Source organism: Lonepinella sp. BR2474 (assembly GCF_051851555.1).
Taxonomy (GTDB): domain Bacteria; phylum Pseudomonadota; class Gammaproteobacteria; order Enterobacterales; family Pasteurellaceae; genus Lonepinella.
In genome coordinates this window covers 1-12,171 of sequence record NZ_JBPDVH010000014.1, presented here as the reverse complement: position 1 = coordinate 12,171, position 12,171 = coordinate 1, and the positions used below count along the sequence as shown (strand labels likewise).

19 protein-coding genes are annotated in these 12,171 nt (G+C 39.0%); all 19 read right to left on the bottom strand.

Annotation, left to right across the window (positions count from 1 at the left end; translation table 11 throughout):
* Positions 1-528: 528 nt before the first annotated feature.
* Positions 529-849 carry a hypothetical protein gene (locus ACTG7Q_RS10810; RefSeq protein ID WP_439243804.1) on the bottom strand — a complete coding sequence of 107 codons (321 nt, stop codon included), beginning with the start codon at positions 847-849 and terminating at the stop codon, positions 529-531.
* 5 nt (positions 850-854) lie between these two features.
* Positions 855-1,286 carry a terminase small subunit gene (locus ACTG7Q_RS10805; RefSeq protein WP_439243801.1) on the bottom strand — a complete coding sequence of 144 codons (432 nt, stop codon included), beginning with the start codon at positions 1,284-1,286 and terminating at the stop codon, positions 855-857.
* Positions 1,287-1,329: 43 nt separating this feature from the next.
* Positions 1,330-3,198 (bottom strand): DNA primase family protein, encoded by a 1,869-nt coding sequence (locus ACTG7Q_RS10800; protein ID WP_439243798.1) that lies wholly within the window; start codon positions 3,196-3,198, stop codon positions 1,330-1,332.
* Positions 3,199-3,206: 8 nt separating this feature from the next.
* Positions 3,207-3,368 (bottom strand): hypothetical protein, encoded by a 162-nt coding sequence (locus ACTG7Q_RS10795; RefSeq protein WP_439243795.1) that lies wholly within the window; start codon positions 3,366-3,368, stop codon positions 3,207-3,209.
* Positions 3,369-3,380: 12 nt separating this feature from the next.
* Positions 3,381-3,566: a hypothetical protein gene (locus tag ACTG7Q_RS10790; protein WP_439243792.1), complete on the bottom strand. Its 186-nt coding sequence runs from the start codon at positions 3,564-3,566 to the stop codon at positions 3,381-3,383.
* On the bottom strand, positions 3,563-3,748 hold the full coding sequence (locus ACTG7Q_RS10785) for a hypothetical protein (protein ID WP_386692885.1): 186 nt from the start codon (positions 3,746-3,748) through the stop codon (positions 3,563-3,565). The genes ACTG7Q_RS10790 and ACTG7Q_RS10785 overlap by 4 nt, the downstream gene beginning before the upstream one ends.
* Positions 3,749-3,758: 10 nt before the next feature.
* On the bottom strand, positions 3,759-4,061 hold the full coding sequence (locus ACTG7Q_RS10780) for a hypothetical protein (RefSeq protein ID WP_439243789.1): 303 nt from the start codon (positions 4,059-4,061) through the stop codon (positions 3,759-3,761).
* The gene (locus ACTG7Q_RS10775; protein ID WP_439243786.1) at positions 4,054-4,275 is read right to left on the bottom strand and encodes a hypothetical protein; all 222 of its coding nucleotides are present in this window, start codon (positions 4,273-4,275) and stop codon (positions 4,054-4,056) included. Before ACTG7Q_RS10775 ends, ACTG7Q_RS10780 begins: the two co-directional genes overlap by 8 nt.
* Positions 4,268-4,651: a hypothetical protein gene (locus ACTG7Q_RS10770; protein ID WP_439243783.1), complete on the bottom strand. Its 384-nt coding sequence runs from the start codon at positions 4,649-4,651 to the stop codon at positions 4,268-4,270. The genes ACTG7Q_RS10775 and ACTG7Q_RS10770 overlap by 8 nt, the downstream gene beginning before the upstream one ends.
* Positions 4,644-5,366 carry an ash family protein gene (locus tag ACTG7Q_RS10765; RefSeq protein WP_439243780.1) on the bottom strand — a complete coding sequence of 241 codons (723 nt, stop codon included), beginning with the start codon at positions 5,364-5,366 and terminating at the stop codon, positions 4,644-4,646. The genes ACTG7Q_RS10770 and ACTG7Q_RS10765 overlap by 8 nt, the downstream gene beginning before the upstream one ends.
* 78 nt (positions 5,367-5,444) lie before the next feature.
* On the bottom strand, positions 5,445-6,239 hold the full coding sequence (locus ACTG7Q_RS10760) for an antA/AntB antirepressor family protein (protein ID WP_439243777.1): 795 nt from the start codon (positions 6,237-6,239) through the stop codon (positions 5,445-5,447).
* A gap of 118 nt (positions 6,240-6,357) precedes the next feature.
* Positions 6,358-6,765 carry a hypothetical protein gene (locus ACTG7Q_RS10755; RefSeq protein ID WP_439243774.1) on the bottom strand — a complete coding sequence of 136 codons (408 nt, stop codon included), beginning with the start codon at positions 6,763-6,765 and terminating at the stop codon, positions 6,358-6,360.
* 45 nt (positions 6,766-6,810) lie between these two features.
* The gene (locus ACTG7Q_RS10750) at positions 6,811-7,161 is read right to left on the bottom strand and encodes a hypothetical protein (protein WP_439243772.1); all 351 of its coding nucleotides are present in this window, start codon (positions 7,159-7,161) and stop codon (positions 6,811-6,813) included.
* 43 nt (positions 7,162-7,204) lie between these two features.
* On the bottom strand, positions 7,205-7,468 hold the full coding sequence (locus tag ACTG7Q_RS10745; protein ID WP_439243770.1) for a helix-turn-helix transcriptional regulator: 264 nt from the start codon (positions 7,466-7,468) through the stop codon (positions 7,205-7,207).
* Positions 7,469-7,628: 160 nt separating this feature from the next.
* Entirely contained in the window at positions 7,629-8,576 is a 948-nt protein-coding gene (locus ACTG7Q_RS10740; RefSeq protein ID WP_439243767.1) for a hypothetical protein, read from the bottom strand.
* Positions 8,577-8,973: 397 nt separating this feature from the next.
* Positions 8,974-9,306: a helix-turn-helix domain-containing protein gene (locus ACTG7Q_RS10735; RefSeq protein ID WP_439243764.1), complete on the bottom strand. Its 333-nt coding sequence runs from the start codon at positions 9,304-9,306 to the stop codon at positions 8,974-8,976.
* A 273-nt stretch (positions 9,307-9,579) separates the two neighbouring features.
* The gene (locus ACTG7Q_RS10730) at positions 9,580-9,915 is read right to left on the bottom strand and encodes an addiction module antidote protein (protein WP_439243761.1); all 336 of its coding nucleotides are present in this window, start codon (positions 9,913-9,915) and stop codon (positions 9,580-9,582) included.
* A gap of 11 nt (positions 9,916-9,926) precedes the next feature.
* Positions 9,927-10,238, bottom strand: a complete 312-nt coding sequence (locus tag ACTG7Q_RS10725) for a type II toxin-antitoxin system RelE/ParE family toxin (RefSeq protein ID WP_439243807.1) — start codon at positions 10,236-10,238, stop codon at positions 9,927-9,929.
* Between the two features lie 374 nt (positions 10,239-10,612).
* The gene (locus tag ACTG7Q_RS10720) at positions 10,613-11,866 is read right to left on the bottom strand and encodes a tyrosine-type recombinase/integrase (RefSeq protein WP_439243758.1); all 1,254 of its coding nucleotides are present in this window, start codon (positions 11,864-11,866) and stop codon (positions 10,613-10,615) included.
* Between the last annotated feature and the right edge of the window lie 305 nt (positions 11,867-12,171).

Here is a 12,171-nt window from a genome sequence, read left to right as displayed (position 1 = left end):
CAGTGGCCGGACTCGAATTCACGATATAATTTATTGTAATTTAAAATAAAATATTTTAAGAGTTAACTGCCGTATAACTAAACGTATAACTAAAACCAAAAGTCATTTAATTTTTAACTTAATTCTGGCGGGTAACTTTACCACCTCAATTTGATTATTTCAATGTGATGAATATCCACCACCAACCGCTATCATAATGCAGTTTATGGTGTCTTGATGATTGAAGTAAAATACTGTACAACTAGAAAATATTCAGTAAAAAATAAAAAAAGAAGTTTTTTTCAAACTTTTTTCTACCTAGCCCCCTTTTAAGGTTAATTTAAAGATTAAATGATTTAAAATCAGTTACATAATAACAAGGGGCTAGCAAGGGGCTAACAAGGGGCTAATTACCCTAAATGTGGGTAAAATTCATTTTTTCTGGTGTTTTGGTGGTTGGTTAGTGATTTTTACCTAATAATTATAACTGTACAAAGTCAATGTATAATAAAACAGCCTAGAAATAATCTAGGCCGTTTGGTGGTGGACTTACTCAACATTTTTTATTTGAGATAATTCCGCTCGATATTTTGAATTACCGTTCATCAATTCCCGCTCTTTGTGCTGAATTCTGGTTAACAGGTTTTCTGCTCGCTTTAATGCTCTTTCTAGTTGCTCACTAGGGGCTTGATTGTAATCCGCTTTAATCTCGCCTGTTACTTGCTTTTGAATTTCCACTAACTCGCTAATCGGGTAGGGTTCTTCATCACTCCACAAGCTCATAAATCTGTAAATTGAGGTTTTGCCCTCTGTGATATAGTGTTCAATCGCTGACGGTCGTAAAAACAGCTTTGCCTCGCTACATTTCATTTTTTTTATTCCTCTTGTTGGTGGTCTTGTTCTTCGCTGTCAAATAAATCTTTCAGGCTTACAATTAATTGGGGCTGAAAATTATTTTTAATGTTGTCCGCTTTCCCTTTGTCAAAGCCTAATATCCTAGCCTTACCCATAACAGCAGAAACGGCCACGCTAAGCTGATTATTATTCATGGCTTGCTTTCTGCTTTCTTCTAATTCATCATCAAGCAGACTGTCTACGGTAATGTTGTGCCGTGCCACGTTGTCCGCTTGCAGTTGCTCTATTCTTGCCCTGATCTTGCCGTTGTCTAATAGCTCTTTAGCTCTGCGGTGAATGCTTTCTGGTTTCATTTTATCCGCATTGTAGGCCCGTCTGTATGCCTCGCTTGCGTTGCCTGTTTCAATGTATATCAAGCAAAAGTTTTCTTGTTTTGGTGTGAACTCGGTCATTTCTTCCCTCTGTAGTCTGTCTAATTTTTTAACGCCTAAATGTTTACCCTAGCCATTTTTGAATAGCCTCATGCGTGTTTTTAAAATAGATATTTGTAATTTCTGAATTGCTTTTAAGCCGTGTTTGTATCTTGGCCTTTTGCCCAGTCTCTTTTAATGCGTCGGGTAATGCTTGTTTGAATGCTTTCACATTTAGCGGTGTGATATTCTGGCAACGACAATAAAAAATGTAAGCATTGTAAAGCGCTTGCGTTTCGTTCTTGTTGCTTTGTCCGCTCCCCCAGTACAAGCCGTTAATTTTCTCTGCTCGCTCTTTGGGGCTATCATTTTCCGCAACTTCCATTACGTAAAATTCTTGCGCAAAGTCGGTTAAATGGTTTGCGGTGGTTTTATTTGCCAGTGCGTCGCTATGCTCTCTGTAATTCTCTAAAATACCTTGGGCGGTTCTTTCGTCTGGAAATGTTTTTAATAATAACCTAATAATGCCATAAACCTCACTCGCTACTTTTTCAGTAAAGCGGACATCTTTTTTTTCTGGTGGAATAGGCTTATCAAAAACAATGATTACACGTCGACGAGATACGCCACCATTCCGATCTGTATATAGCAATGGGTAGTTAGTAGTAATCATTATAACGGTGTTCAATTTAACGCTTGAGCTTTGTTTATACAATGGGCGAACAATAACAGCGTCGCCACCAGTTACACGCTTTAAACCGTCCGCAGTTCCCTTGTAGTTGTTTTGGTCTGGACTGATTGCTAGCGACTTGTTAACTAAATCTATTAAAAAATTAGCGTCCTCTAATCGGTCAATATCAAAAACGGCTGTATTGTGTCGGCCATTGATAATTGTTGCAATTTCAGCAAAAACACTCTTACCACTGCCCGCCACGCCTACCGCCTCAACAAATAGCCCCCACTCAAATTTATTTGTTAGTACCATGTAGAAAGCGGAAAGCAATGCCCGTCTTTTTTCTTGGTCGCCATCACTAACAAAATCTAACCAGTCGTCAAAGTGCGGTGTATTTTCGCTTAAATTCACGTTAAAAGGCTCTAACCCCCTTACCCCTTGGCTTTGGTGGTGGGCTAAAAATTCCCCCGTATACTTATCAATAACGCCATTCTCAAACGCAATAAAGCGCCCATTACCCTTTGGGGCTAGTGCCATATTCAAGGTAATGATTTTAGCTAGGCTGTTAATTGTGTTTTGTGTGTAGTTTGCGTTGTTCTCATTGTAGAACTTCACTATATCCCGCTCTAGTTCTTCTTGTTGGTATTCCTCCCACGCCTTGCCGTTGTAGATAAAACTTTTACCGATAGTTAAATCCCTCGCCAGTTGCTCACCTTTCCATTTTAAAAAGGCCTCTACTTTTTGCCTACTGGTTGGCTTTTTGTCCTCTAAATTGACTTCCTCCTCACTTCCACCACCAACAGAACCGACTATCATTTTAGCCGTTTCCTGCTCGCTTTCTTGGGTGCGCAAGCGTTCAATATAACCGCTCAAGTTTTCTAATTTCTCCATGCTCACGCCATCATACAAGCCAACAGCTAGGCCGTTTACTTTGTTGTTGGTGGCAAGGTTCAAGCAAATAGCGGTTTTTTGCTCTTGTGTTAGCTCGCCATATTGGAAGATTTTAATAAACCGCTGATCTTGATTACAAAGCCTTGTATTTCCTAGGCTAGCAAGCTGTTTAACGTCAAGAATTACCGGTTTCTGATCATAGCGGTGAATTTTCTCCCCATTAACAGAAAAATCATCAATCTTCAAAGTGTCGGCTAGAATGTGCCATAGCGTCCCCTTGCCCTTGTTCCATGCTCCCCACGCCGTACTACCCGCTAAAATAATCAGGTCACTGAATAGCTGATTATTCCACGGCTCTTTTAAATGTGGTGCGTTAATTAATTTTGCCATAATTCCCCCTAGTTAAAATCTTTAACGTATTTTTCAATGCGAACCGCTCTATAAATACGGTCGTTTAATGCTTTAACCTGTCTAGCTATTGCATTATCTAAATTGTCGAACGTGCCGAAGTTATATGTTTTTCCCCGTAAGTCGTAACCTGTGACGCTGTAATAAATCATTGTAGAACCCCCTTAATTCAATCCAGTTTTAATCATTCGTAAATAGCCTTGTAATTCCTTGCTGTGGTGTAAAAGCTCGCCTATCTGTTCATTATTTAGCGTCACTTTACAGCGCATTTTAAACACGTAATTATGTATGATTTTCTGCTCTAGCTCTGCTTGCTCGCAAAGTGCGGTCAATACTTCATTACTTTTCATTCCACCACCTCGCTTTTTATGATTGAGAGTGTGAAGTCATTATCAAAAAACACATTGCCCGCTTTCTGCTTTTGGCTGATTTCATTTTTAGCTTGCAGTGCTTGGGCCAGTGTCTCAAATTCATCAATAAGCACTTGGCTTTGACTGAATACCATAAAAAGCTGATACGGTTTATTATTCATTTCCACCACCTCATACCCGTCTATATAGTTTCAACGTGTCAAATTCTGAATCATTGCCTGTTGATGGTGGATAATTCGCATTCTCCGCCTTATTGAGGCTAATTCGCAATAAATCCACGCATTCGTTCAGCTCATCAACAGAACGCTGTATCAGGTCTTTTACGCCCGTTAAACTATCATCTAATTCGCACGGCTCAATTAAATCAAAATTAACGTTGGTGATAATGTGCAGTAAATTTAACGGCTGTAATAGTCGGCTAATGCGTTGTTCTAACGTGTCAATTTGAACATTCACTAGATTTAGATTATTCATTTTGGCCCCCTGTAAAGTCAATTTCATTAAGTAGTGATTGTAAGGTTGTGAGATTATCAAAAACTTCCCTGTATTCTTCAGGGGTTAACGTACTATCGTTTTTGAAAGCGTCTAGACTTTGGTTTAAAAAGTTGCAAGTTTGAATGTAATTACAAATAGATTTTAAATCTCTTGCATTGCGTTCTGTGTATTGATGGTTGATACGTTTAAGCATAAATCACCCCCATTAATGAAAACGGTTGAGAATAGCGAATAGGATTTAACGCACTGGTTAAAGTGTTGGATTGTTTCATTTGATTGTTCTCTTTGGTGTTAGTTAGTAATGTACCGCCTTGAGTTAGGTGCGGTAAGGGTTCAACTACTGCCAAAGAACAGCCCCCCTTATTCGTGCGAATAATCGCCTTATTTCGGGGTGTAATCCTTACCGCAAATACGATACATTCGGGGCGGTGTTCGCCTGTTGAATGGTGAATTTGAGATAAAAAAATAGCACTTAAATAACGGTCGTGCTTTCCGTCTTTGGTTGTAGTGATTCCAATACTACCCCCATTTTCACGACTACGCAATAGCTCTACGAAAATTTTACGCATAAATCACCCCCTTAATGTTGGATAAAGTGCGGTGTAAATGGTGTGAGTTTTTGACGTTCCAGCATTGCAACAAGCAATAATCTTTAGCGATTTTTGCCCGTGCCGTGCTTTCGTTGTCGGCTTGAATAACAATTCTTGCTTTTGGCAAGCGGTTTACAGATAGGCTTGTGTTGCCTAAGTTTTGGCGGTGTATGCCTAGGAATAAATAAATCATTGCTGATAACTCCACTGAATATTTTGTAGAAGTTACCGCTTGAAGTTTCGAGGCTTTGGGGCGGTAACGTGTAACAGGCTCGAAAACTGCGATCAGTGGAACACAGCAAAGGGCTAAACCTTTCCCATTACACGCCACCATTGAGAGAAAATTGCTAGGCTCAAATTTGAGCGTACCAACTTCATTTGATAAAGTGCTAACCCGCTCAAAATTGAGCCGGTTGCTTTCTTCGGGTGTGCGTATGCTACGAACAAAAAAAGCACGGTTATAAATGGGCGTGCTGTCGTTCGCCACTGATAAATCGTTCGAGTTTCGAGGCTCGGCACTAGATTTTGCTAGTACATTTTTAGAATAGCGAAAATCAACCGACTTTGTAAAGTGGTTTGCTTGTAATTTATTTTTATTAAAACCTGATTTAATATAACAAATCAGAATAATGTGATTGATTTTGCCAGAAATAATGCTAATATTATTTCGGTTGTTACTTGATATATTTTTCATGTGTGACCTGACGCAATAGTAAAATAATGTAGTGAAAAATCTCTGCCCTAACTGTGTATGGTTAGGGCTTTTTTTTGCCTATCGTTGAGCAAGCTCCAGAAGTCTCCCTTTGCGTTCGTGGTAATTCATATCAATATTAATTAAAGCGGTGTTGGTGGACTGCAATAAATTTAATTTTTCCAACTGCTCACGGTTAAACTGACTGCGAATGGTGCCTGTGATATTGCGTTCTGCTTTCCATTTACGCACGTTTTTATTCAATACCAAGCTGTCTAACATTTCTTGCTCTCTGATATACATAAACCGCTGTTTACTTGGCTCAATATGGTGACGCTCTATCATTGCCTTGATTGCGTCTGTCATCTCTGAATTGCGGTCAATGCTTGCTAGACGTGCCTTTGTTTCTTTGAGTGTGTTTCGGTGTGCTTTGGGTGCAATCTGTTTTAATAGGCTCTCTGCTTTGATGAAATGGTGGCGAATTGCCTTGCCTATTTCGTTCTTCTCCATTAAGCAAAGGTGCTTAGCCATGTCTAGGGTAATGAAGTAGTCGATAGCGTTTTGCCCGCCATTTTGAAGTGTCCAATTAGTCGGGGTGTCATTGGTTAAATTTTCCGCACCGTGTGGCAATTTTGCCACACTGTCTAATTCTTCTAATCTAGCTTTATTTTCTGGGTTATTCATTGCATTATGAACAACGATAAAGTCAAAGTTTTCTGTAAATAGTCCGCCATTGGTGCGTTTTTTGATCCAACGTGCGAATTTTTGTTTAGACTGCAACGCCTCATGTAAATTACGTGCGTTAATAGTCTGATAATCCACGCCATTAATTAAGCGTGCTTGTGTGGCTAATAGGTCGGTAACTTGTTCAATCATGTTTATTGTCCTTGTGTGTAGTATTTTGTAGTAGCTTTGCTTGATAAATTTATCAAGCAAACAATGAGCGTTATTTGTATATTCTTTGCTCCTCAAATTTGAGTAATAAAAATCCTTGTTAATCATTTCCACCAGTTTTTGATTGATTACTGTTGTCTGATTTCTTCTCTGGTCGGTATGGTGTCGGCTCGTATTCGCCTCTATTCACTTTATCCACATGCTCAGCAAGGTTTGTTAAGCGGTTAATGAAATACATTGCCCCATTTCTAAACGCCTTATAGCGTGCGTTCTGCTCGCCTGTGAGTGTCATTCCACCACCTTTTAATTCTTTAAATAAATCCAGTCCCTTTTGTAGTCGGTCGGCTAGCTCTAGGCTCTCTTTGGCTAGTGCTTTCTTAAATCCGTAGTATTCGGGGAAGTCGGTTTTACAACGTTCCACCGCTATTTTATCTAGCTCAAAGCTCCGAGTGGTTTGTGGGTAGGTCTTGGCCTTTGGTGTAAGGATTTTATTTTTACTGTCGTTCATTGGTTTGTTCTCCGTTCGTGTTGGTGGTGGACCATCATTTAAAAATTACATCTCGCCAATATAGGGAAATCCATTTAAAACAATTTCCGTTAACCGTTCATCAAATCGCTCTATGTTCATGCGTTCATGGGCTTTCGCATTAACATATTTAATGAGCTTTTGAGCAACTTCACGATTTGGAATCGAATAGCGGTAGTATTGGCCGTAACCATCTGCGGTGTTCTCCCATTCACGCTTGAATTTAATATCTAATAGCGGTTCAAGTTTGTTTACTTCATTACGTCCGCTTGTGATATTCTCGCTAATCATGATTTCACGTTCTGAAATACCCTCAGGACTAAGCAATAAAGCCATGGCAATACGTTCTAGTCGGTCTGGTCGTTTATCTGGTCTCATATCTTTCACCTGTACAAAGTAGTAATAATGGATGCTTAGTGTATTAAGCGTTAATGTAGGCCTGAACGTCTGCTAAACGCCAACGCACGGCACGGTCGCCAATCTTCTTCGGTTGTGGGAATTTGCCCAATTTAGCGAATTTGTAGATAGTGGTAGAACTTAGGCCAGTTAGTGCCATGATTTCTTTTAATGTGAGTAATTGAGGCGTTAAGCCTGTTTGCGTGCGTGCAGTTTCAACGGTTAAAACTGGTTGCTTTTGGGTTTCTGGTTGGTTTTGAGTTTCTGGTTGGTTGGTTTGTGTTGTCATAATTTCCGCCTTTTGGTGTTTGTTTATGTATTGAATGGCGGTATTAAACTATGATTTTTTTTGCTTGTGAAACTGTAGAGTCTTGTAAGGGCTGTAGGTATTATTAAAGAAAAAAGGCTATACCCCTTTTTGATATAGCCTAGTGATTGTTAGTTTAAGCCTATTTAGAAAAGCCTTGAAAGGTCTCTACATCTTCTGGTTTTTTCCCTTTGCTTTTAACTCTGTCGGACGTAACAACCTGATAAATGCTTTCGCTTAATTTTTTGCTATCGGTGTAGTATTGCTTTAGATATTTTTCAATATCAGCTTTGCTTGGGTAGGAATGCGGGTTATCGGGATCGCATTTTTCGCTAATTTGTTTACATAAATCAAAAATAATTTCTAAAGGTTCGCTAGTATGCCCATAAATAGAAAATCTACCACAATCTACCGCACTTTGCTTTATAGGGTGGCTTTGAATATCGGCTAATTGCTTTTTAGTGTCGGCTAGTTGTTTTTCTAGGTCGGCTATGCGTTCGTTTTTATCTTTGATTGTTTCCTCAAATACAACACGCTCCGCTGTTCCAACAGGGCTTTTATTGATATCAGTATTCTTTACAAATTCATCTGTTTTGGTTAGTGCCATGGCTAAGGTTAGTGTTTTTTCTTGAATTTGATTTTTCTCAATACTGCCATTATCTTTGTCTTCATCAGCAATATTTAAATAACGATAAATCTGATTACGATTTAAATAATAATTGCTAAAGTCAACCCCTAAAATATCAGTTACTGTTTCAAAAATAGTGTGATCTTCCCTAGGTGCTAGTTGATACAATATTTGGAAAAATATATTATCTGAGCATTTTTCGGGTTCTTCATATAAGCTGTCGGGCAATGTATAAACATCTATTTCATTTTCATAAGCCCAGTTATCGTAATCCAGTGAAATACGAAAATCAAAGTTGCTAGGATTATTATTATAAAGTTTCGCTAAAAGCCAGTTAGCAACCTCATAATAGAAATTCGCAGAACCTTTCTTTTTAATGTCTTCGATAAAATCAGGAATGGAAATATAATCACGCTCTCTCTGTTGTTTGAGTGCTAATAAATCGCCCACAATATCAATCATAATTACGCCCCTATACGCTCCCTATTCGGTAAGAGTGCGACAAAATGAAATAGGGTTCACTCTTTCGGGTCGGGTAATTAATCCGCACCTAGTCGCACTCATATTATTTGCGTAGTGATACGCTGTTTAATTCTGTCTTATTCTAAATCAAATTTAGATACAGTGAAATACTGTATGGCGTGTTTTATTGTGATTATTTTTATGTTCCAGTTGGTGGAAGTCATGGGCGGGTACATAGTAAACGTTACAGGGTCGCATGTGTGGGGCTTTGTGAGGTTGTATAATTATACTTTTGCAGTATAAAAACGTATAAAATATCGGTTTTATTCCACCACCTTAAGGCTTGTTAAACATATCTAAGCAAGCCCCCTTTGTGGTTCTTCTGGTGGTGGACTATTTAGCCAGAAGTGCTATTTACCACCGCATTAAATAGTGATGGGTTTATTTTAGCCATACGCAACAGCATAAGGCTGTGAGCATTTGGCACGGTTCGCCCTTGCTCCCAGTTTTGCAACGTGGCTACACTCATTTTTAACTTTTTGGCTAGCCCTGATTGAGATAGCCTCAATGTTTTACGAATAGATTTAATTTCTTCGCTTGTTTGGGCTATTACGTCATCTCTAAGCGGTTTTAATAGTTTAGCCTGTGGTGGACTAACCTTTGCTAGTTTTCTTTCAGTACGTGCCAATAATTCCGCTATGCGTTGCTGAACGTTTGTCAATCTTGCCATAATTCCCCCTTGCTTATCGGTTGACTTTTGTTGACATTTTACAGATTTTTATTGTGTGCTTAAAGCGGATAAATGAGATCGGTAAAATGTTTCCGTTTTGTTCCCGATCTGTTTCCTTTTAATAGCCACAACCCCAGTAATAACAAAGCATGAGCATTTTTCCTTAATTGTTCCGTTGTGGTGGGGGGATGATCCAATAATGATACAGTTTTGAGATCTAATTTGTGACGAAATACAACAAGGCCTAGCGGTAAGACTAGGCCAGAAGTGCGGTTAAATTTGTGCGGTTTTCGTTGGTGGAATAAATTCAATATTCAAGGCTTTGAGGATTTTTAGCACGGTTTCAAAACGTGGCTTAGTGTTCCCTGAGAATACCTTATAAAGGTTTTCACGTGCTAAGCCTGTTTTCTCTGATAAATCCGCTATACTTCTTGCCCTTGCTATGTCGCCTAATGCTTGAAGAAATTCGTCATGATCTCCATCGGCTATAATGTGAGATAAATAGCACTGTATCATTTCTTCACTGTCTAAATATTCCGCCACATCAAAATTTGTTATGCCGTATTTTTCCACCATATCGGGGGAAATGCCTACATTTTCGCTTGTCATTTTCTCACTCCTTATACTATCAACTGGTCTTTTTTAATATCCGCCCATATCATTTTGGCTTTCTCAATATCTGCTTGCTGTTTTGATTTATCTCCACCATTCAGCAAAATATAAACAACTTTCCCTTGCTGTGCGTAATAAACTCTATACCCCTTGCCCGTATCTATTCGCATTTCATACAGTCCACCGCCTAGGCTTTTACAGTCGCCAAAGTTTCCATCCTCAGCACGTCTAATACGCAAAGCCACAAGGGAACGTGCCATCACATCTTTGATATTTCTAAACCACTTCTCAAAGGTTTCTGTCTTTTCAATAGTGTAAATTTTATCTTTCACAATTCCCCCTTGATTTATCTTCTTTATTGTATCTTATAAAATACACATTAAGCAATCAATTAAACCACCACCACAACGCTATAAAACACACTTATAACTAAAAGTTATTGGATTTTTAGCCCTAAAAAAGCCTATTTTGACTTTGCTTACTACTTAGCCCCTTGTTAGCCCCCGACTAAACTACTTACTATTATCTATTTCTTTTTAAAGCAAAAAAGAGTAAAAAATAGCTTAAAAAGGGGCTAGGTAGAAAAAAGTTCAAAAGTTTCCTTTAAATTTTTTTGAGTGAAAAAGGATTTTTTATATTCCTCAAGGAAATAAAAAAGCCGTTAGCGGTGAGGCTGTCGGCTTGCTGTAAATGGTTATTCTGTTAATAGTCCGCATTGTTCGCAATAGTCGCCCCAATGTTGCAATGCTTGCTTGCGTTCGTCTAGATACTCATATCTGTCATAAACGGCCTGAACTTTCCCCCGTCCTGATGAATGGTGGGCTAATGCTAATTCCGCCACCACCACATTAACGCCAATTTGCGTTAAATAAGTCCTAAAGATTGACCGCAAGCCGTGGGCGTTTTGTCTGTCTTGTAGTTCTGTTCCTTGCAATATCTCTTTTAATGCCTTTGCTACACTTTCACGGCTCATGTGTTCGGCTCTGTTTCGGACTTTGGCAAAGATAAAAGGGCTTGTGCCGTTTATTTTCCTGATGGTGTCTAGTTGTCGTTTCGCTTGCGTAGATAACGGTATAACGTGGTCTCGTGGTTGCTCTTTTAGCTTTCTGGTCTGCTTTAACAGGTGACTTGGCACCACAAGCAAACCATCATCAATAAAACGCCACTCTAAGCGGGTAAGCTCTCCTTGACGTAATCCTGTGAGTAAGCTCAAATTGAAAGCGTAAAACGTGTTTAACTCAACTCTGTGAGCTTTGTGCGCATTATTTACTAACGTTATCAGCTTAGGCAGTTCTATTGGTAAAATGCTTGCCTGATTCTTAGCAATAGGGGCGATAAAATCATCTTTAGCAATGTTGCAGTTGTGAAATTCTATAATGCCTAACTTTATACCGTAATCCATGGTGCTTTTAATAAGTCGGTGCAGTTTGTCTAGCGTATTGCTAGCGCCTATTCTTTGATATAAATCAAGTAAATGACGGGGCTTAATTTCATCTAAAGGCAAATCACCAATAAACGGAAAGACATGATTTTCCAACCTTGCCCAGTTCTTCGCTATGGTGTCGGGGTTGTTGGCCTTGCTTGGATAAACATCATTAAACCACTTAGCGCAGATTATTTTAAACGTGTTCTCTGACCGCATTAACTCAACTTGCTTTTGTTCCTGACGATATGCCAGTGGGTCGACATCTTCCACCAACAGCGCTAAATATTCATCACGCATTTTACGAGCTTGTTGTAGTGATACTTCGGGGAATTTGCCAACGCCTAACAATACCCGCTTTTTAGGCTTGCTCAAAGGCTTGTAATAGTTAAACCGCCACAACTTCGCCCCATTCGGCTTTATCAATAAATAAAGGCCTTTGCCGTCTGATAAAGTGTATTCCTTAACTTTCGGCTTTGCATTAATAACTTCGGTATTCGTTAAAGGTTTAGTTATACGTGCCACTTCTTAAAATCTCAAAAAAAATAAATCTCGCAAGCCTTACCAGTAAAGGCGCTAGCGTTTTTTAGTTATACGGTTTCGATGTTTTTTAGTTATATCCCGATCCCGTATAACTAACCGTATAACTAAAATTTGCGGTTGTCAACATAAGAGAAAATAATAAAACGTAAAACCACGGAAGAACGTAAGGAACGTTAAAGCCTTTTGCGTACTGGTGTTTGCGTATATCAGCGTAAGATTACGGACAATAAAAAAAGACGGCATAAAACCGTCTTTTTATGAAGTTGGTGCCAGTGGCCGGACTCGAA

Bases quoted from the DNA above. Each gene is read 5' to 3' on its own strand.
- ACTG7Q_RS10740 (WP_439243767.1), bottom strand. From the start codon at position 8,576: ATGATTGATATTGTGGGCGATTTATTAGCACTCAAACAACAGAGAGAG.
- ACTG7Q_RS10810 (WP_439243804.1), bottom strand. From the start codon at position 849: ATGAAATGTAGCGAGGCAAAGCTGTTTTTACGACCGTCAGCGATTGAA.
- ACTG7Q_RS10770 (WP_439243783.1), bottom strand. From the start codon at position 4,651: ATGCGTAAAATTTTCGTAGAGCTATTGCGTAGTCGTGAAAATGGGGGT.
- ACTG7Q_RS10760 (WP_439243777.1), bottom strand. From the start codon at position 6,239: ATGATTGAACAAGTTACCGACCTATTAGCCACACAAGCACGCTTAATT.
- ACTG7Q_RS10805 (WP_439243801.1), bottom strand. From the start codon at position 1,286: ATGACCGAGTTCACACCAAAACAAGAAAACTTTTGCTTGATATACATT.
- ACTG7Q_RS10750 (WP_439243772.1), bottom strand. From the start codon at position 7,161: ATGAGACCAGATAAACGACCAGACCGACTAGAACGTATTGCCATGGCT.
- ACTG7Q_RS10785 (WP_386692885.1), bottom strand. From the start codon at position 3,748: ATGAATAATAAACCGTATCAGCTTTTTATGGTATTCAGTCAAAGCCAA.
- ACTG7Q_RS10795 (WP_439243795.1), bottom strand. From the start codon at position 3,368: ATGATTTATTACAGCGTCACAGGTTACGACTTACGGGGAAAAACATAT.
- ACTG7Q_RS10735 (WP_439243764.1), bottom strand. From the start codon at position 9,306: ATGGCAAGATTGACAAACGTTCAGCAACGCATAGCGGAATTATTGGCA.
- ACTG7Q_RS10800 (WP_439243798.1), bottom strand. From the start codon at position 3,198: ATGGCAAAATTAATTAACGCACCACATTTAAAAGAGCCGTGGAATAAT.
- ACTG7Q_RS10780 (WP_439243789.1), bottom strand. From the start codon at position 4,061: ATGAATAATCTAAATCTAGTGAATGTTCAAATTGACACGTTAGAACAA.
- ACTG7Q_RS10790 (WP_439243792.1), bottom strand. From the start codon at position 3,566: ATGAAAAGTAATGAAGTATTGACCGCACTTTGCGAGCAAGCAGAGCTA.
- ACTG7Q_RS10730 (WP_439243761.1), bottom strand. From the start codon at position 9,915: ATGACAAGCGAAAATGTAGGCATTTCCCCCGATATGGTGGAAAAATAC.
- ACTG7Q_RS10765 (WP_439243780.1), bottom strand. From the start codon at position 5,366: ATGAAAAATATATCAAGTAACAACCGAAATAATATTAGCATTATTTCT.
- ACTG7Q_RS10775 (WP_439243786.1), bottom strand. From the start codon at position 4,275: ATGCTTAAACGTATCAACCATCAATACACAGAACGCAATGCAAGAGAT.
- ACTG7Q_RS10745 (WP_439243770.1), bottom strand. From the start codon at position 7,468: ATGACAACACAAACCAACCAACCAGAAACTCAAAACCAACCAGAAACC.
- ACTG7Q_RS10755 (WP_439243774.1), bottom strand. From the start codon at position 6,765: ATGAACGACAGTAAAAATAAAATCCTTACACCAAAGGCCAAGACCTAC.